This window comes from Pseudopedobacter saltans DSM 12145 (assembly GCF_000190735.1).
In the GTDB taxonomy this organism is placed as follows: Bacteria; Bacteroidota; Bacteroidia; order Sphingobacteriales; family Sphingobacteriaceae; genus Pseudopedobacter; species Pseudopedobacter saltans.
The window spans coordinates 2936896-2956024 of the sequence record NC_015177.1 but is presented as its reverse complement, the minus strand read 5'-3'; the positions used below and the strand labels follow the sequence as shown (position 1 = coordinate 2956024).

General features: G+C 35.7%; 15 protein-coding genes. 11 read left to right on the top strand and 4 right to left on the bottom strand.

The window, feature by feature from the left end:
- The first annotated feature begins 15 nt into the window (after positions 1-15).
- Together porM and porN are read left to right on the top strand one after the other, a co-directional pair.
- A complete protein-coding gene (porM, locus tag PEDSA_RS12660) occupies positions 16-1560 on the top strand; it encodes a type IX secretion system motor protein PorM/GldM (protein ID WP_013633550.1) in 1545 nt (514 codons plus the stop codon).
- Between the two features lies 1 nt (position 1561).
- Positions 1562-2455 (top strand): type IX secretion system ring subunit PorN/GldN, encoded by an 894-nt coding sequence (gene porN / locus PEDSA_RS19635; RefSeq protein WP_013633549.1) that lies wholly within the window; start codon positions 1562-1564, stop codon positions 2453-2455.
- Between the two features lie 53 nt (positions 2456-2508).
- Here porN and uvrC read toward each other — a convergent pair whose 3' ends face one another.
- The 3 genes from uvrC to porW form a co-directional block, all read right to left on the bottom strand.
- Positions 2509-4308, bottom strand: a complete 1800-nt coding sequence (gene uvrC / locus PEDSA_RS12650; protein ID WP_013633548.1) for an excinuclease ABC subunit UvrC — start codon at positions 4306-4308, stop codon at positions 2509-2511.
- Positions 4309-4392: 84 nt separating this feature from the next.
- The gene (locus PEDSA_RS12645; protein WP_013633547.1) at positions 4393-6639 is read right to left on the bottom strand and encodes a penicillin-binding protein 1A; all 2247 of its coding nucleotides are present in this window, start codon (positions 6637-6639) and stop codon (positions 4393-4395) included.
- A gap of 2 nt (positions 6640-6641) precedes the next feature.
- Positions 6642-9419, bottom strand: coding sequence for a type IX secretion system periplasmic lipoprotein PorW/SprE (gene porW, locus PEDSA_RS12640; RefSeq protein ID WP_148233533.1), 2778 nt, complete (start codon positions 9417-9419; stop codon positions 6642-6644).
- Positions 9420-9522: 103 nt separating this feature from the next.
- On the opposite strand from porW, the gene PEDSA_RS12635 reads away from it, so the two are divergent.
- The 9 genes from PEDSA_RS12635 to atpG all read left to right on the top strand — a co-directional run bounded on the left by PEDSA_RS12635 (position 9523) and on the right by atpG (position 16686).
- A complete protein-coding gene (locus PEDSA_RS12635) occupies positions 9523-10392 on the top strand; it encodes a M23 family metallopeptidase (protein WP_013633545.1) in 870 nt (289 codons plus the stop codon).
- Positions 10393-10402: 10 nt separating this feature from the next.
- Positions 10403-10822, top strand: coding sequence for a bactofilin family protein (locus tag PEDSA_RS12630; protein WP_013633544.1), 420 nt, complete (start codon positions 10403-10405; stop codon positions 10820-10822).
- Positions 10779-11021, top strand: coding sequence for an AtpZ/AtpI family protein (locus PEDSA_RS20535; RefSeq protein WP_013633543.1), 243 nt, complete (start codon positions 10779-10781; stop codon positions 11019-11021). The genes PEDSA_RS12630 and PEDSA_RS20535 overlap by 44 nt, the downstream gene beginning before the upstream one ends.
- A 486-nt stretch (positions 11022-11507) precedes the next feature.
- Positions 11508-12629 (top strand): F0F1 ATP synthase subunit A, encoded by a 1122-nt coding sequence (atpB, locus tag PEDSA_RS12615; RefSeq protein WP_013633541.1) that lies wholly within the window; start codon positions 11508-11510, stop codon positions 12627-12629.
- 44 nt (positions 12630-12673) lie between these two features.
- Positions 12674-12889: an ATP synthase F0 subunit C gene (atpE, locus tag PEDSA_RS12610; protein WP_013633540.1), complete on the top strand. Its 216-nt coding sequence runs from the start codon at positions 12674-12676 to the stop codon at positions 12887-12889.
- A gap of 94 nt (positions 12890-12983) precedes the next feature.
- A complete protein-coding gene (locus PEDSA_RS12605; protein WP_013633539.1) occupies positions 12984-13478 on the top strand; it encodes a F0F1 ATP synthase subunit B in 495 nt (164 codons plus the stop codon).
- An 81-nt stretch (positions 13479-13559) separates the two neighbouring features.
- On the top strand, positions 13560-14093 hold the full coding sequence (gene atpH / locus PEDSA_RS12600) for an ATP synthase F1 subunit delta (protein WP_013633538.1): 534 nt from the start codon (positions 13560-13562) through the stop codon (positions 14091-14093).
- 50 nt (positions 14094-14143) lie between these two features.
- The gene (gene atpA, locus PEDSA_RS12595) at positions 14144-15718 is read left to right on the top strand and encodes a F0F1 ATP synthase subunit alpha (protein WP_013633537.1); all 1575 of its coding nucleotides are present in this window, start codon (positions 14144-14146) and stop codon (positions 15716-15718) included.
- An 83-nt stretch (positions 15719-15801) separates the two neighbouring features.
- A complete protein-coding gene (gene atpG, locus PEDSA_RS12590) occupies positions 15802-16686 on the top strand; it encodes an ATP synthase F1 subunit gamma (protein WP_013633536.1) in 885 nt (294 codons plus the stop codon).
- Positions 16687-16760: 74 nt separating this feature from the next.
- Here the strand turns inward: atpG and PEDSA_RS12585 are convergent, their stop codons facing one another.
- Complete coding sequence (locus PEDSA_RS12585; protein ID WP_013633535.1) at positions 16761-19124, bottom strand: ATP-binding protein; 2364 nt, start codon at positions 19122-19124, stop codon at positions 16761-16763.
- Positions 19125-19129 lie beyond the last annotated feature (5 nt).

Genomic DNA, 19129 nt, shown 5'->3' with positions numbered 1-19129 from the left:
TTTAAATGTTAAAAAATGGCAGGTGGTAAGGAAACCCCAAGGCAGAAGATGATTGGTATCATGTATCTGGTATTAATGGCAATGTTGGCATTAAACGTATCTGATACCATTCTAAATGCATTTTCTACCTTAAATAATAGTTTGGTTACCTCAACAGAATATGTGAGTCAAAGTTTGGATCAGGCGGTAAATGCCTTCGAACAAACTAAGATGAAAGAGAATCCGGAGAGAGCAAAACCAATTTTAGATAAAATAAATCAAGCTAAAACTGTTGCAGGAGAATTATTTGCGTACGTAGATAATTTAAAGAAAACTTTAGAGACGGAAGGTGGTGGTAGAAACCCGGAAACAGGTGAACTTAATAAGCGGGATGATTTGGACGTTTCTCCACGTATTATGATTAATCAGAAGAAGGGTGAGGAATTAAAGAAGAAGATAAACAAGACTAGAGAGAAATTATTGGCGTTAGTTGATCCGAAAGACAAAGCATCTGTTGCATTTTCTTTAGAGGCGGTAGACCCGGCTAAACCCGCTAATGACGGTACCAGAAAAAATTGGGAACAAAGTAATTTTGGTGATGGAACGCCTTTAACAGCTACGATTACCATTCTTTCTAAGATTCAAACAGATGTAAAGAATGCGGAGAACGTTGTAGTTAGGAAATTTCTTTCAAAAATGGACGAAGCATTAGTTACTTTGGATGCATTTGCAGCGGTTGCAGTTGCCCCAACATCTTATGTGATTCAGGGACAGCCCTATTCTGCGGAAGTTTTCTTAACGGCATATGATTCAAAGCAAAATCCAGATATTACTGTTAATGGTTCCAAATTATCAACAAAAGATGGAAGAGGTGTTTATACTATAAATACCAATAGTGAAGGAGAATTTAAATGGAAGGGTACTATTAGAGTTCAACAAACCGATGGAACCGTTAAAACTTATGAGACACCAGAACAAAGTTATACGGTAGCAAGACCTTCTGCAGTGGTTTCTCCAGATAAAATGAACGTTCTTTATATTGGTCCTGATAATCCTATTTCTGTTTCGGCACCAGGTATTCCAAAAGAGAAGTTGAAGGTGAACATGACGGGAGGATCTTTATCGGGGTCAAATGGGAAGTATGTTGCTAAAGTATCCGGAGGAAATGAAGCCATTGTTACTGTTTCAGCAGAGTTGGCGCCTGGTAAATCTCAAGTATTGGGAACCACAAAGTTCAGGATAAAAGAGGTTCCTCCTCCGATTGCTACATTTGCAGGAAAGGCTTCTGGAGTTGTAAGTGCGGCTACTGCAAAGAGTACGGGGAAACTTGACGCTGAATTAAGAAATTTTGATTTTGATTTTAAATATAGGATCAGCAAATTTACATTGTTTGCACAAAAGCCGAGACAGGACGCAGTTATCATTCAATCTAATGATGATAATTTTGCCGGTCAGGTGAAGCAGGTAATCAGTAATTTGGCTCCGGGAGATGTTATTTATTTCTTAAATATATCTGCTGTAGGTGAAACTGGCAAAACTGTAAATTTAGAAACTCCTGTGAGTATCCAAATAGGAAGATAAGATGATTAGAAAAGGAATTTTTTCTGTGATATTAATGCTTTGTGCTTTAACTCAAGTTAATGCACAAAGTGAAAAGAAGAAAAAGACTGTTGTTAAGTCTGTTCATGATTTCGCGGATTCTGTAAAGTTCGATAAGAATGTTTCCAAAGACAGTATCAATTGTGCACCCGCGTTACCAAAGGTTAAGGCAGACGATGTTACTTACAGTAAGAGGATTTGGAGGGATGTTTTCTTCGCAGAAAATGCCAATAAATATCTTGTAGCCGCAGATCCCAGGAAAAATATTATTAGAATTATATTAGATGAGGTTAGATCCGGTAAAATGGACGGTTATAATTCCGACCAATTTACCATGGAGGTAGATAGTGCTACTATAGATGGTGCTTTAACTACTTTAGGCATTGTTAGTGATGAGGAATTTAGTGATTATGAGAAAAACGTGAGATTTGGCCTTAGAATCGTAGAGGATTGGTATTTTGATAAAAACAGATCAGAGTTTAAACCTTTTATTGTTGGTATAGCCGTTATAGTACCGAATTCAATTAATTTAAATACAGGCCCTGCCTTACCCGGTGGAAATGGTGGTCCGGGAGGAGGTGAAAATCTTGGTGATTTATTACTGAATATGCAGCCTGTAGTTTGGATTAATTATCCATCTATCAGAGACAGGCTGTGTAAGTATAACATAGCACATGCCAATGATAAAATTGGTTACAGCTTTGATGACGCTATGCAATTGAGATTTTTCACCAGTATAATTAGTAAAGAGTCGAATCCTGAAGATATCAGAATTAAAGATCGCAAAGATCTAGCGAATGGAGTTGATAAGCTGCTTGAAGCGGATAGAATAAAAAATAACTTGATGCAGTACGATCAGGACTTATGGGAATACTAATTTAAGTTATACAATTTTGAAATTTAAAAAGCCAATCTGTTCAGATTGGCTTTTTAGTTTTGTACACTAAAGAAGTCAATAATAGACTTTGCTTGCTTTTTATTTACAACGGTTAAAAGTTGTTCTTCGGTTGCCTCTTTTATCCTTTTTACAGATTTAAAGCTTGTTAGTAAATTTTCCGACGTCTTTTTACCAATACCTTCAATCATTTCAAGTTCGGTTTTAAGTGTGCCCTGATCGCGTTTTTTCCTATGGAAAGTAATACCAAATCGGTGTGCTTCGTCTCTTAAATGTTGGATGACTTTTAAAGTTTCTGACTTTTTATCCAAATGTAATGGATATTGATCGCCAGGATAGTACAATTCTTCTAATCTTTTTGCAATTCCAATGACGGCTAGTTTTTCGTATATACCAAGCTTTTTTAAGCTCTTAACAGCTGATGATAATTGGCCTTTCCCGCCGTCTATAACCACAAGCTGAGGTAATGGCTGGTTTTCTTCCAAGACTCTCTTATATCGTCTATAAACAGCTTCTTCCATTGTTGCGAAATCATTAGGCCCTTCCACAGTTTTTACATTAAAGTGCCTGTAGTCTTTTTTGGAAGGTTTAGCATCTTTAAATACAACAATAGAAGACACCGGATATTTGCCCTGGAAATTCGAATTATCAAAACATTCTATATGCTTAGGAAGCTCTGTAAGATGCAGGTCTTTCTGCATTTTAGTCAGTAGTCGCTCCGTTTTAATATCAGGATTTAACTTTTCGTATTGTTCTATTTTATCTTTTTTAAAGAAAAGCACATTTTTTAAAGAGAGATCAAGCAGACTTTTTTTCTCCCCGGCTTTAGGTACGGTAAATTTAAGGTTCGCATCCTCTATATCGATATTAAAAGGGACGATGATTTCTCTTGATCGGCTTTTATATCTATTTCTGAATTCTGAGATTGCTAAAGCAAGTAACTCTTCATCACTTTCGTCCAGACATTTTTTAATTTCTATAGTTTGTGTTTGAGTAATAGTACCATGCATTACCTTCAAAAAATTTACAAATGCAATTTTTTCTTCAGAGGCTATGCTAAATACGTCCACCTCTGTTATGGACGAATTAACGACTGTTGATTTGCTTTGGTATTTCTCAAGAAGCTCGTATTTTTTCTGCAATTGATGAGCAACCTCGAAATTCAAGCTACTGGCTGCTTCACTTATTTTATCTTTAAGTTGACGGACAACCTGGCCCGTCTTGCCGTTTAGAATATCTTTAATCTCGTTAATCGAGTTTCTGTAATCTTCTTCTGTTTGTAAACCTTCGCAAGGGGCTTTGCAGTTACCTATTTGATACTCTAAACACGCCCTAAATTTTCCTGCTGCTATATTGGGAGGAGTCAATGCCAGATTGCATGTTCTTAGCTGATAACTTTCCTTGATGAGATCCAAAATGGAATGCATCATGGCAACAGAAGGATAAGGCCCCAGATATTTTGAACCGTCCTTTATAATCCTTCTGGTCCATTGTATTCTGGGGAACCGTTCATTTTTTATTACAATCCAGGGATAGGTTTTATCATCTTTTAATAAGACATTATACCTTGGCTTATGCTTTTTAATCAGGCTGTTTTCCAAAAGCCATGCATCGACTTCAGAATCAACGATTGTAAATTTGATATCTCTGATTTTGCCGACTAATACTTTCGTTTTGGAGTTAATTTTATAAGTGTCCTTAATGAAATAGGAGCTGACGCGGTTTTTTAGATCTTTAGCTTTGCCAATATATATAATTTCTCCTTCGTCATTATAATATTGATAAATGCCGGGCTTGTGCGGTATATTCTTAAGATATGCTTTATAGTCGAACATGTTTTTAGCAAAACTTTAGACAAAAATAAGGCATAATAGTTTTATAAACCATTATGCCTGCAATAGATTATTCGATTTGTCGGATTAAAAACCCAATCTTTCGTTTAAATTTTCTGATGAGCCTTCCTGATTTTCTCCGCCTGCACCCTGATGGTATTGATTACAATCTAAAACTGTTGATATTCCACCCGTAGGTTGCTCAAAATCACCTTTTGTAATTCCTAAAGAAGGATCTGCATATACTTTTTTGATGAATCCGGCAAAGATAGGTAATGCCGTATTGGCCCCTTCACCTAAGTTTGTACTTCTAAAGTGTATAGCCCTGTCCTCGCAACCTGTCCAGATTCCGGTTACAAGTTGCGGAGTGATTGCCATAAACCAACCGTCAGAATTGTCATTGGTAGTACCTGTTTTTCCTCCAATAGGATTTGTCAGTCCATAACGATATCTTAAACGTACACCTGTTCCTTGTTCAACAACACCTTTTAACATGTATGTCATTATATAAGCAGTTTGCGGATTAAGTGCAACCACAACTTTAGGTTTTCTTTCGAACAAAACATTACCATTTTTATCTTCAACGCGAAGTAAATACGTTGGTTCAGTCCATACCCCGTGGTTTACAAAAGCACTGTAAGCACCTGTCATATCAAATACCGAGGCTTCAAAAGATCCTAAGGCAATAGATGGATATGGTGGTACATTGCTGGTAATTCCCATCCTTTGAATTAAAGCGGCAACACTTTCAGGGCCGACTTGTTGCATCACCCAGGCGGTAATATAGTTCTGAGAAAGCGCCATCGCTTGTCTTAATGTTAAGTATCCCTGTTTAGCAACATGACCTCTTGGAGTCCAGGGCTCACCATAACCGGTAACCGTGTAAGGAACATTATTTACCTGATAACACGGAGAATAACCATTATCGATACCAACAGCATAGGTAAATGGTTTAGCTGTTGAACCGACTTGTCTGGTTCCCATTTTCACCTGGTCATATTTAAAATGCTCGAAATTTATTCCTCCTACCCAAGCTTTTATTTCGCCTGTGTTAGGATCCATACTCATCAGGGAGTTTCTCAAGATCATTTTATAATATTTTATGGAATCGATAGGTTTCATCACCGTATCAATATTTCCTCTCCAACTAAATATTTCCATTTGGGTTGGAGTATTGAAATTTTTCTCGATTTCCGACTCAGACAGGCCTTCTTCTATTAAAGCTTTATACCTATCCGAACGTTTCATCCCTTGTTTAATCAGATTTTCATTGCCTTTGAAAGGGTCTCTGCCTTTCCAGTGCGCATTAAATTCTTTCTGAAGGGTTTTCATATATTCGATTTGGGACTCTTCTGCATAACGTTGCATTTTTGTGTTGATGGTAGTATAGATTTTTAAACCATCTCTGTCCAAATCGTATGGTGTTCCGTCTGCTTTTGTAATAGAAAGTTCTTTTAGAGTTTGCTGAATATCTTTTTTCAATACAGCTCTAAAGTATGTCGCTAATCCTTCACTATGGCTGGCAGGATTGAATTTTAGTCCTAACGACTCTTGTTTGAACTTTTCAGCTTCGGCTTCAGAAATGAAGTTTTCATCAGCCATTTTTCTAAGAATCAGGTTTCTTCTTCCTAGAGAACGCTCGGGATTTCTAGTGGGAGAATATAGGCTGGTTCCTTTTAAAATACCCACAAGAGTAGCTGCTTGCGCCGGATCTAATTTAGCTGGTGTTGTATTAAAATAGGTTCTGGCAGCCGCTTTTATCCCAAAAGAATTGTTACCAAAATCAACTGTATTTAAATACATTGTGATGATTTCCTCTTTTGTATAATTACGCTCTAAACGAACAGCAACAATAAGTTCTTTAAGTTTCTGAGGAATCCGTTTTAAAGTAGATTTTTCTCTTGCCTGTTCGGAAAAGAGGTTTAAAGCCAATTGTTGAGTAATGGTACTGGCACCTTGTTTTTTTCCTATAAGGTTATAAAGAATAATAGAGAAAGTTCTTTTAAAGTCTACACCAGAATGTTCCAAAAATCTTACATCCTCTGTTGCAACAAGCGCATTGATTACATTAGGAGATATATCCTTAAATCTAACGTTGGATCTGTTTTGAACATAATATGTTCCTAATTCGGCTTTATCTTCTGCATAAATTATAGAAGCCAGATTACTTTTTGGGTTTTCTAAATCTCTAAATGAAGGTAATTCTCCAAATAAGCCAAAACCGGTTGCAACTATAATTAGTGCTACGAACGCTACAACGCCAATTACCCATGTCCAAAAATATCTGTTGTATCTTTTGATATCCTCGGTTAAAAGGCTGTTTTTCTTCTGCATTTTTACTTTATGAAATTTAAATACTTATTCAAACTTTCCGTACTGTTGATCAATAGTAAGTTAGGGTCTGAAATGACAAATGATGTAAATTCGCTAGCTTTCAGATCCAATAATTCTGGAAGCGAATTAGATAATTCTGCCAATGCTTTTTCTGCCATTTCCCTGTTTGAAAAAGGACCTTTTACTATAATCAACTTGTCTGTATCTCCTACAGTTCTAATAGACAGGTTGACAGATCCTGGTGCAAATTTAGTATAAAAATATTTTGTTAAGGCTGCAAAAGGTTTTGCAACATTAATTTTAGCATTTCGTACGTCTATAACAACGGCATGTTTAATCCTGATATTGTTTGCGAAATTAATTGGTTTAGGCTTTTCAGCTTCTTTTTCAGGTATTATATTTTCTGTCTTCGTTGCGTTTTCGGCAATTTTAGAAGCAGGTGTTGGTTGGTCTTTTTTAGTATTTGAAACAACAGGTGTTGCAGGTTCTACTCTTTCAGGAGTGTTTTTATCTGCCTTTTGGTTGTTATCAACAGAGGTGGAAGTTGCATAATTAGCAGACGGAATTATTTCGTTTGGATCATAGTTAAGTAAAGCCGTTGGCCTGTCATAGAAACTGGTCTTGTTCTTTTCTATAAAACTAAGCTGATTCTTAATTCGGGAACTCACAGCGGAATCAGCAGGATATTTTTTAAGTATAGATTCCAGTTGAGCAACAAAGACTGGTGCCTTTTGAGTATGCCCAATAGCGAGTGCTTTTAAATATTCAAATTGTGCTGCTTCGGATGGAAATTCCTGAGACTTTGCTATCAAAACATTAATTCTTTCTATAGTTTCTGTATAGTTTTTATTAATATAACTTTGATAAGCAGTTTCATATTCCTTTCTTAAGTTGGATAAATTTGTTTCGCTCTCCTTACCAAAATCAGGATTCAAAATAGCTTTTGCGTAAATGGATCCTGGAAAGCTTTTTATTACTAAATTTTTATACTGTTCGGATTTTTGAGTATCAATGTCCTCATAAAGACGGTACAATTGGTAATAAATCTCGGCGACTTTTGGTTCGTCGATTGTATAATCTTCCAGAGATTGCTCTAACTCGCCAATAGCCGCTTCTTGATCAAGAAGTTGTTCTTTATAGAACATAGCGATTTCATATCTCGCATTCTTTATTTTATTTAACGTATTAGCTTTTTGATCTGCTGTAATGGGAACTCTATTCAACATTATTGATTTCAAAGAATCCTTATCGATAATTTTCTTAGAAAAAGTATTTTGTAGAGTAGCGTCTGATTTATTTGATTCCTGATCTATAGAAATGTTAGTTACCCCGGAACTGATTCGCCAGTTATCACTAAGCTTACGGTTACCCCATTTTTTTTTGAATTCATTTATACCTTGAGAAATGGCTGTGCTGTTGTTGAAATAGAAAGTCTCATTGTCTTTACGTAAATTAGGATCAGGGGAAGAAAGCCTAAAATCATTTGCAGATTGGTTAGAGGAAACGACATCTTCTTTTTCGTTTTCTTTGATTTTGTTTTCGATATAATGCGCGCGTTCGTCCTCAGGCAATTTGCTTAACATCAGTAATTCTTTTTCTTCTTCAATCAGCATAAGCCTGTCTGCAAGGTATTGCAGATTTTTAGCCTTTAATGAGATCGCATTAAAAGTAGGATAATCATTAGGCAAGCTTTGAAGCGTACTGTCATAATAAAGTTGCGCTTTCGAGTAATTTTTTAGCGAATCAAAGTTTATCTCAGCGAGCTTTAAATAAGATAACGCTTTTTGTTTGGCACTCCCCGGTTCGGTGTGCGCCGAGATGTCGTAATACTTGATAGCATCTTTTAAATTCGCTAAATCTTCGTATGATTGTCCAATTTGATAATAAATCTGATCTTTAAATTCTTTGTTCTTATCCTCTTTTAAAAGTCGATGCAGTGTGGCTATTTTATTAAACTGAATACCGCTGGCGGACTCTTTTAATCTAACCTGAGAGAGATTTGCATTGAAAGACATTTCGAAAGAAGCGTTGCTTTTTACAACCTTTCCGTAATTTTTGTAAGCCGTTTCGGGTTTATTAACCTCCTCTTGCAATTGAGCCAGAATATAAGTCCATCTTATTTTAGAATATCTGTCCTTTGCAAAACTTACAGCTTTTCCTAAATGATGTTCTGCATCGTTTAATTTATTTTGGTGTAAGTGAGAGTTTGCCAGTGCAGCATTAAGCTCTGCTCTGTAATATTTCTGGTTTTTAGCATAAGCCGATTGCAATACAGAATCGGCCTCCTTGTATTTATTTAAAGCAAATAATGATTTTCCGTGCCATATTAAAGCTTCTATGGTATTCTGTTTCTCCTGAGGGAAATTCTGAGAAACATAACTGAAGTATTCTGCTGCATTGAAAAAATTTCCTTTATAATACTCGGCCTTGGCCAATAGCAAAAAAGCATCGTCAATCCAGTTACTCTCATATTTTTCAAGAGCAATTCTATTTGCCCTTAAAATAACTTCATTTAAATTTTCGGTTTCTGCGTTGGAAGTCTCTTTACTTGGAATAGGGAAAATTTTCAGTAAACGGTTGTAATCATCCTTGTTTGAATTTTTAATGTTAATCTCGGTAGTTTTTAACATTTCTGATGCATTATAATAAATATTATAATGAGCAGTTAGATTCTTTATGAAAGATACCTTTCTATCAGATTTTTTAGATGCACAGGCAGTTATCGCAAGTATTACTGTAAATGATAGATATTTAATAAACTGTTTAATGCTTACGTCCAAAACCAAAATTTTAAAGTTTAAATCAAATACGAGCCAAAATATTTTTATCTTGTCGTATTTTAACGGCTAAATATATTAATAAGCTCAGTAATTCTCGCAAAGAATGGCCAAAAGAAAAAAGCTCATAACACGATTAAAAGAAAAATATAAATTGGTTGTATTAAACGATAATACTTTTGAGGAAAAGATTTCTTTTAGAGCTTCGTTATGGTATCTGATTATGGGAACGGGAGCTTTTGCCATTGTTTTGATATTTTTAACATTGCTTATTATAAAAATGACTCCATTGAAGCAATATCTGATAGGTGTCTCCGACATTTCTTCTCAAAGAGAAATAGTTAATGCATATATGAAAATAGATTCATTAACCAAGTTGAGTCATCAAAATGATATCTATTTAGAAAATATAAGAAATGTAATTAATGGAAATGTTGAAGGTAAGGTTCAATCGAAAGGTGAAGATAAAGACGACTCTAAAAGTGATAAGCTGTTAAATAGTAAAATATCCAAAGAGGAATTGGAATTGCGGAAGCTTATAGAATCCGAAAGTCAGTTTGATCTTAACGTAGAACAAGCAGGCAGTGAAAATAAGAAAGGAGTTAATGCCTTTACTTTTTTCAGTCCAATAAAAGGAAATGTAACCGAGCATTTTGATAAAAATGGATCTCATTTCGGAATTGATATTGCAGCAAAAAAGAATGAAAACATAAAAGCAGTATTAGAAGGAACAGTTGTATTTTCTTCATTTACTCCCGAAACGGGTAATGTTATCGCAATTCAGCATAGAGATAATATGATTTCTTTCTATAAGCATTGTTCTGCATTATTAAAAAAGACCGGTAGTTTTGTTAGAGCCGGGGACGTAATAGCAGTAGTTGGGAATACAGGGGAATATACAACTGGCCCTCATTTACATTTCGAACTCTGGATGAACGGTAGTCCTGTGAATCCAGAAAAATTTATGAATTTTTAAAGATTTGAAGATGTTTCAAAAACAAAAAAGACAACAGAACGAGCAAAAGGCTAGCTCTATAAATATTGTTGGCGAAGGAACAGAAATAAAAGGAAATTTGGCAACAAAAGGTGACATCCGTGTAGATGGTACTATAGTTGGTGACGTAATTTCAAAAGCTAAAGTTGTTATTGGGGCTGTAGGGGAAGTAATAGGGAATATTTATGCCTATTCTGCAGAGATATCGGGTGTTGTCACAGGAAATATTGCCGTTGGAGAGAACCTGTTTTTAAAGCAGACGGCTAAAGTTAATGGAAACATTTCTTCTAATAAATTGGTTATAGAAAATGGTGCCGACTTTAGCGGTTTTTGTCAAACAGGAGTAACAGATACAAGTTCTATTTTTGATGCAAAAGAAGAATCCACAAGAGAAAAAGAAGCAATTTCTTAATTCTGCAAATAGCTACGTCAAGTATTCTGCATTAGCATTTCAAATGATAGGCATAATTGGAATATGTACTTTCATAGGATATAAAATAGACGAGTATCAGCAAAACAAAACGCCAGTTGTCACTGGTTTACTCAGTTTGGTAGGCGTTATAATAGCTTTATGTACAGTTTTTAGAGATTTATTAAATAAAAAGCCGTAATACCTTATCTGCTTGGTGATTATCTGAAAACAATTCATAAATTTGCTCCTCGATAATTAAAGTTTATAAATACTTTTTGATTTTGGGTTTAAGCAAGTTTTTTAGTCTTTTCTTTGTATATACTTTATTGTTAGTAGGCGTTAGTCTTTTATTAATGTACCCATTTAATTTGATTACCTATTTTATTCCTAAATATTGGGTGATTTTTGGGTTCATGGCAGGTATTGCAATAGTAGTTTACTTAGTTTCCTGGTATGGAATAAAAAATGGAGGCGAAGGACAGGTTTTAATGTCAATGGGAGGTATTGTTATCCGGTTGTTGCTGAGTATGTTATTAGCTGTTTTTTACCTCAATAAATTCAAAGTAGACCCCATAATTTTCGTCATAAATTTTTTTTCTGCGTATTTCTTATTTACGGTCTTTGAAATCTATTGTTTGTTAGTTAACTTGCGCCACCAAATTAAAAAGTAAAAAACACGGAATCAATGGATTTTAGCCACATTTTAAATTACAAAAAAATCAGACTAAAGACAGTTTTTGCTCTTTTTTTAGCTTTTATGTCATTTAAGACCTTCGCTTTCGAGGAGCAAGATAGCGTTTTGAAGGCGGAAGATACACTACATGTGGCAGCTGTTGAAGAACACAAAGCTGCGGAAGAAAAGTTTGATCCAACGGTGACTATTTTGGAGCATATCAGTGACTCTCATAGTTGGCATTTGTGGGGACATACTTCGTTGAATCTTCCTGTAATATTATATACAGATAAAGGCTTGGAGATTTTTTCCTCTGCAAACTTAATGGACGAGCATCATCATCCAATTCCTTATACAGGGAAATTCTATACTTACATTAACGAGCATGAACATATCAAAGTTGTTAATGCTGAAGGACAGATAGATGAAGCTGCAACAGCAAAAGTTTTAGATTTTTCTATTACTAAAAACGTGGCTGGAATGTTTATAGCAATAACATTGTTGTTGATTGTGTTCTTGAGCATTTCTGGTTCTTACAAGAAAAGGGTAGGGAAAGCACCTAAAGGTTTACAGTCTTGGTTGGAACCAATTATCTTATTTGTTAGAGACGACATCGCTCGTCCGAATATTGGTTATAAATACGAGAAATTTATGCCTTTGTTGTTGACTATCTTCTTCTTTATTTGGTTCAACAATATGTTAGGTTTAATTCCTATTTTCCCAGGAAGCGCCAACGTTACGGGAAATATTGCGGTAACTCTTGTTTTGGCTGCTATCGTGTTAGTAGTCGTAAATATCAACGGTAATAAATATTACTGGAAACACATTTTTAAACCAGATGTTCCGTTTTGGTTATTGCCAATTATGTGGGCGGTGGAGATTATCGGTGTTTTCTCTAAGCCTTTCGCTTTAATGGTTCGTCTTTTTGCTAATATTACTGCGGGACACATTATTATTTTAAGCTTAGTATCTTTAATCTTTATTTTCAAAAGTGTAGCAATCGCTCCTGTATCTGTAGCTTTCGTGTTGTTTATGTCTGTTTTGGAATTGTTAGTCGCATTCTTACAAGCATTTATCTTCACTATGTTGGCAGCTTTGTTTATAGGTACAGCAGTAGAAGAGCATCATCATTAATTAGAAACTTTTTGTTTAAACATATATAATAAATTAAAACAGTTATGGTAGGTTCAATCGCTGCAATTGGTGCAGGTTTAGCAGTAATCGGTGCTGGTATCGGTATCGGAAACGTTGGTAGCAAAGCAATGGAAGGTATTGCTCGTCAGCCAGAGGCTGCTTCAAAAATTCAAACTGCTATGATTATCGCAGCTGCTCTTATCGAGGGTGTTGCTTTATTCGGTGTGGTAGTTGCTCTTTTAGGAAACAATCCTGCATAAGACAACTCAAATTTTTAAGTCGGAAATGAAGCGATTGGCCTAGTTTCCGACTTCTTTAAACAAGAATCTTTAATTACGTTATATATTAAATTTTATGGAATTAATAACTCCGAGTATAGGTTTAGTTTTTTGGACACTTGTATCTTTTGTAATTTTATTAATCATCTTAAGAGTTGCAGCATGGAAACCAATTCTTGCAGCTATTCGTGAGCGCGAGAGCTCTATTGAAGATGCTTTAAACAAAGCGGAATTAGCAAAGCAAGAAATGGCTCGTCTATCTAACGAGAACGAAGCATTGTTAAAGCAAGCGAGAGCAGAGCGCGATGAAATATTGAAAGAAGCTAAATCTTTAAAAGATAAAATCGTTAATGAAGCTAAAACTCAGGCACAGGTAGAGGGCGCTAAATTGATTGAAGCTGCTAAAGTAGAAATCAATAATCAAAAGTTAGCCGCTTTAGCCGAAGTGAAGTCTCAGGTTGCTAATTTGTCTTTAGAGATTGCTGAGAAGGTTCTTCGTCAGGAATTTGCAGATAAAGCTAAACAGGAGCAGGTAGTAGAGGGTTTATTAAAAGATATTAAGTTAAATTAGTTTAAAGTACAAGGTTGAAAGTGAAAAGTAGCAGGTGTAAAGCCTTTTAACTTCTAACTTTTAATTTTAAACTCTTGAATTATGTCAGAAATTAAAGTAGCATCAAGATACGCAAAATCACTTTTAGACCTAGCTATAGAAAAAAATGTAGAAAAGGAGGTCAGAAATGATATGCAACTTTTTGCAGACACGCTTAAAGCAAATCCTGAACTGGCAACTGTGATAAAAAATCCGATTATCAGTTTAGATAAAAAGAGGAATATTTTATCGGCAATTTTCGAAGGAAAATTGCAGCAGGTTACCTATTCTTTCTTCAATATTATGATTAATAAAGGGAGAGCAGCAGTATTACAAGGGGCAGCGAGGGAATTTGTAAATCAGTACAATGTACATAACAATATTAATACTGTAAAAGTTGTTTCAGCAACTCCGCTAACCGAAATTTCAAAGGAAGAGATTATCAACAGGGTGAAATCTGTTTTAGGTGGCGAAGTAATATTGAATGCAAGTGTGGACGAAAATTTAATTGGAGGTATTGTATTGACTATAGGTGATAAACAATACGACGCCAGCATTGCCAGCAAATTAAGCCAATTGAAAAAGGCATTTGCATAAAAAAGAATTTGTAATAATTAGATTAACAATAAAAAGCTAAATAAATAAAAATGGTAGAGGTAAGACCAGATGAAGTTTCGGCGATTTTACGTCAGCAATTGTCGGGATTTAAGTCAGAAACAGAATTAGAAGAGGTAGGTACCGTACTTCAAGTAGGTGACGGTATTGCTCGTGTTTATGGTTTAACCAAAGTACAAGCTGGTGAACTAGTTGAATTTGAAACTGGTTTACAAGGTATAGTACTGAATCTTGAAGAAGATAATGTAGGGGTTGTATTGTTGGGACCTTCTGATGAGATTAAAGAAGGTGATACTATTAAACGTACTAACAGAATCGCATCTATTAAAGTAGGTGAAGGTATGTTAGGTCGTGTTGTTAATACATTGGGTCAGCCAATTGATGGTAAAGGACCTATCGCTGGTGAAACTTACGAAATGCCATTAGAGCGTAAAGCTCCAGGTGTTATTTACCGTCAGCCTGTAACTGAACCATTACAAACTGGTATCAAAGCTATCGATGCGATGATTCCAATTGGTCGTGGTCAGCGTGAGTTAGTTATCGGTGACCGTCAAACTGGTAAATCAGCGGTTTGTATCGATACTATCATCAACCAAAAAGAATTTTATGATGCAGGTCAGCCTGTATTTTGTATATATGTTGCAGTTGGTCAGAAAGCAAGTACTGTTGCTAACGTTGTTAAAACGTTAGAAGAGAACGGCGCTATGGCTTATACAGTAGTAGTTTCGGCTACAGCCGCGGATCCTGCTCCAATGCAATTCTACGCGCCATTTGCAGGTGCTGCAATTGGTGAGTATTTCCGTGACACAGGTAGACCAGCTTTAATCATTTATGATGATTTATCTAAACAAGCTGTTGCTTACCGTGAAGTATCATTATTATTGAAACGTCCTCCAGGTCGCGAGGCATATCCGGGAGACGTATTCTATTTACATAGCCGTTTATTAGAAAGAGCAGCGAAAGTTAACTCAAATGACTCTATAGCTCAACAAATGAACGATTTGCCGGAGTCTATTAAACATTTGGTAAAAGGAGGAGGTTCGTTAACTGCACTCCCTATTATCGAAACTCAGGCGGGTGACGTTTCTGCATATATTCCAACAAACGTAATTTCTATCACTGACGGGCAGATATTCCTTGAGTCTAACTTGTTTAACGCAGGTGTTCGTCCAGCTATCAACGTAGGTATTTCTGTATCACGTGTAGGTGGTAATGCTCAAATCAAATCAATGAAGAAGGTTGCTGGTACTTTGAAATTAGACCAGGCACAATACCGCGAGTTAGAGGCTTTCTCTAAATTCGGATCAGATCTAGACGCATCTACTAAGTTAGTGCTTGATAAAGGTGCTCGCAACGTAGAGATTTTGAAACAAGGTCAGTTCTCGCCAGTTTCTGTAGAGAAACAAGTAGCTATTATTTACGTAGGTACTAAGAATTTGATGAGAAATGTTCCGGTTAACAAGGTAAGGGAATTTGAAGAGGAGTTCGTTAACCAACTAGAGCAACGTCATCCAGAGGTATTAGCTGGTTTAAAAGCTGGTAAATTTGATGATAGCTTAACAAGCGTTTTAGAAACAGTAGCGAAAGAAATTTCGGCAAAATATTAAGTTTAAGTAGCAAGATTTGGTATCAAGTATTAAGCCCATATAGGAGCCGGATACTTGATACTTACTACTAGATACTAAAAAGAATGGCAAATTTAAAAGAAGTTAGAGTAAGAATCGCGTCGGTAAGCTCAACCCAACAGATTACCAAAGCGATGAAAATGGTTTCGGCAGCTAAATTGAAAAGAGCTACCAATGCTATTATTCAATTACGCCCTTATGCTAACAAGCTACAGGAAATATTAAAAAATCTTTCTGCTTCTTTAGAAGATGGGGTTTCTGCATATACACAGGAACGTGAGGTGAAAAATGTCTTACTAGTCGTTATCACTTCTAATAGAGGATTAGCAGGAGCTTTTAACACAAACGTATTAAAAACTGCTAATAACTTAATTGCCGAAGAGTACGATTCATACAGACAGAGCGGTAACTTGCATATTATTGCAATTGGTAAAAAAGCTCAGGATTATTACGAAAGACGTGATTATAACGTTATTGGAAATAATAATGATCTTTTCTCTGCCTTGAACTTTGAAAATGTTTCTGCAATAACAGAGGCTATTATGAAAGGTTTCGTAGACGGAAAATACGATAAGGTAGAGGTTATTTATAACCAATTTAGAAATGCGGCTGTTCAGTTGTTGACAGTAGAGCAATTATTGCCAGTTCCAAAAGCGGAGAAAGTAGAAGAAGAAAATACTTCTAATGTAGATTATATCTTGGAACCTTCTAAAGAAGAAATTGTTGAGAACTTGATTCCAAAAAACATCAAGTTGCAGTTATATAAAGCTGTATTGGATTCTCATGCTTCCGAGCATGGAGCGCGTATGACAGCTATGGATAAAGCTACTGATAATGCAGGAGAGTTATTAAAGGCCTTGAAACTTTCATATAATCAGGCTCGTCAGGCAGCGATCACAACAGAATTATCAGAGATTGTTAGCGGTGCAGCAGCGTTGTCTAACGGTTAATACGGGATCTAAGATAAAAAGGAAAAGGTTACTGTTCTTAAGAATGGTAACCTTTTCCTTTTTATAAGAATCGTTTAATTTTTATTGATATGCTTTAAGGTCTTGTTAAGCAGTTCCTCAGGTAGAAATGGTTTTACAACAATATCATCCATTTCGGCTTTTTCAAGTTCGTATTCGACATCCGAGGGTAAGTTTGCAGTTAAAGCAATAATCGGAAGTTTCACGCCCATTTTTCTCATTTGCTTTGTTGCTTCATAGCCATCCATTATTGGCATATGGAGATCCATCAATATTAATTGATGTTTATTGATATCTAACTTCTCTAAGCTCTCTTTACCATTTGCTGCAACGTCCATTATTGCTCCCCATTTTTCCAGAAAAGCTTTCGCGATGTATACATTCATGATATTGTCTTCAACTAATAATATATGAGCTCCTTCCAAATCGGTCTTTTTGTCAAACACGGTCTGGTCTGCAGATGAGCTGTTTTCAAGTACTGTCTCTTTCTCAAAAGTGTGGGTAAAGAAGAATGTGGAACCTTTATTCTCTTCGCTTTCCAATCGGAGTTCAGAATGTTGTAATTCAAGAATCCTTTTACATATAGCCAATCCCAATCCCGTACCTCCAAAACTTCTGGATGTAGATGAGTCAGCCTGAGTAAATTGATCGAATATAATGTCCTGTTTTTCTTTGGAAATGCCAATTCCGGAATCCTTAACATAGAAGTATAAGGTCTGTTTATTATCGTTGGAGTTTTTAACCACAATACCCAGTTCTACGAAACCTTTTTGCGTGAATTTTATGGCATTATGTACCAAATTACTTAGTATTTGATGTAGTCTTGTAGGATCCCCTTTTAAATGAGGACTTAAATTTTTATCTAAATTAAGACGAAGTTCTATTCCTTTATCGTCGGCGAATGAAAGTTGAGAGCTAATCAGATTTTGAGCGAGTTTGGAGATATCCATCTTAATATTTTCAAAAGATATCTTACCAGCTTCTATTTTATTATAGTCTAGGATATCATTTACAATTGCTAGTAAATTGTTTGCAGAGAACAACATAATGTCAAGCTGCTCTTTCTGATCTTCCCTCGGACTGTTTTTTAACAGAAGATGAGTAACTCCTATTACGGAATTTAACGGAGTTCGGATCTCGTGACTCATCGTACTTAAAAACTCACTTTTGGCAATTAATCCTGTTTCTGCCTCTTTTTTTGCTCTTCTTAAGGCGAATGAGACACGATGCGAAAGCGCAAGTGATTGCAAGAAAAATATGCTAATGTATCCAAAGAAATTAAGAATTTGATGATGGTCGATGAGTCTCCAATAACGGAAAAGAGTTAAAGAAAAAATCAGTACCAAAACTAGTGTACTGGCAATGGTGTAAATAGCTCCAGGTCTTTTTCTTTTATACGCCAGTAAATAAACATAGGGGGTGTAGGTTAGGCAAAATAGACAAACAAACAGAAAAGGGTTTATTAACTGTGTGAAAATAAAAGGTGAAAAAAATATTGTAGCCAGGGAGAAAGAAATACAGATAGTAACAACAGTACGTACGATGTATTTGTTAACATCTTGAGGAAAAAGAAACCTGTTGTACAGGGTAAATAAACCAATACTCGAAAAAAGGCTAAAATATTCCAAACGGATACTTAGAAACCAACTAATATTCGGAAATAAAGAATGCAGCACATAACTTTCTGTACCTATTATTCTGTAGCTATATAGTATAGAGAAAAGTGCAAAAAAAAGTATTGCATTGTCTCTTCTGCCCACTAAAAAAAGTGCAAGAAAGAAGAAACCGCCCATAATAAGGCATCCTGTTAATATAAGGATGATAGCGTCACTTCTATCTTTTTTTAACTCCAAATTTTCCTTTCGCCCTATTATAAGCGGATCCATAGTCCCACCTTTACTGTGTGCATAATTGGCTACTTGTAAAGTTAGGATGATTGTATCGTTAGTCGAGTTCAGATTTACAAGCTTGGTCTGAAAGTGGGGTACAAAGCCTTTGGGAGACGTCGTAACTTTACCATTTACAGCAACTAATCGATTATTGATAAAGAATTTATATGAAGAATAGGTAGGAGGAATAAGTAATGTATAAACGGCACTGTCGTGAGGTAGAAGAAGTTTGGACGTATAAGATGCATAACCGACGCTTGGGAGAGTTTTTCCGTTGGTTTTATAATCTGTCCATTTTAATGGGAAATTTACCAAAAGACCTCCAGGAGGAAGTGAATTGGATGGGGCGATAAGCTGATTCCAATAGAAAAACCATTCGCCTTTTACTTTTGCGTTCTTAGAAAAATCATGTTTACGTAAATCAATAATTCCTTTTTTGGCATAGATCTCAGAGTCATCAGAAGAAAAAACTGAGGTAAATGAAAAGCAGAACAATAAAGTAAGAAACCAATGACTTAACTGTTTAAGCATCTTCT

Coding starts and splice junctions, on each gene's coding strand:
- porM (WP_013633550.1), top strand. CDS start 16: ATGGCAGGTGGTAAGGAAACCCCAAGGCAGAAGATGATTGGTATCATG.
- porN (WP_013633549.1), top strand. CDS start 1,562: ATGATTAGAAAAGGAATTTTTTCTGTGATATTAATGCTTTGTGCTTTA.
- uvrC (WP_013633548.1), bottom strand. CDS start 4,308: ATGTTCGACTATAAAGCATATCTTAAGAATATACCGCACAAGCCCGGC.
- PEDSA_RS12645 (WP_013633547.1), bottom strand. CDS start 6,639: ATGCAGAAGAAAAACAGCCTTTTAACCGAGGATATCAAAAGATACAAC.
- PEDSA_RS12635 (WP_013633545.1), top strand. CDS start 9,523: ATGGCCAAAAGAAAAAAGCTCATAACACGATTAAAAGAAAAATATAAA.
- PEDSA_RS12630 (WP_013633544.1), top strand. CDS start 10,403: ATGTTTCAAAAACAAAAAAGACAACAGAACGAGCAAAAGGCTAGCTCT.
- PEDSA_RS20535 (WP_013633543.1), top strand. CDS start 10,779: ATGCAAAAGAAGAATCCACAAGAGAAAAAGAAGCAATTTCTTAATTCT.
- atpB (WP_013633541.1), top strand. CDS start 11,508: ATGGATTTTAGCCACATTTTAAATTACAAAAAAATCAGACTAAAGACA.
- atpE (WP_013633540.1), top strand. CDS start 12,674: ATGGTAGGTTCAATCGCTGCAATTGGTGCAGGTTTAGCAGTAATCGGT.
- PEDSA_RS12605 (WP_013633539.1), top strand. CDS start 12,984: ATGGAATTAATAACTCCGAGTATAGGTTTAGTTTTTTGGACACTTGTA.
- atpH (WP_013633538.1), top strand. CDS start 13,560: ATGTCAGAAATTAAAGTAGCATCAAGATACGCAAAATCACTTTTAGAC.
- atpA (WP_013633537.1), top strand. CDS start 14,144: ATGGTAGAGGTAAGACCAGATGAAGTTTCGGCGATTTTACGTCAGCAA.
- atpG (WP_013633536.1), top strand. CDS start 15,802: ATGGCAAATTTAAAAGAAGTTAGAGTAAGAATCGCGTCGGTAAGCTCA.
- PEDSA_RS12585 (WP_013633535.1), bottom strand. CDS start 19,124: ATGCTTAAACAGTTAAGTCATTGGTTTCTTACTTTATTGTTCTGCTTT.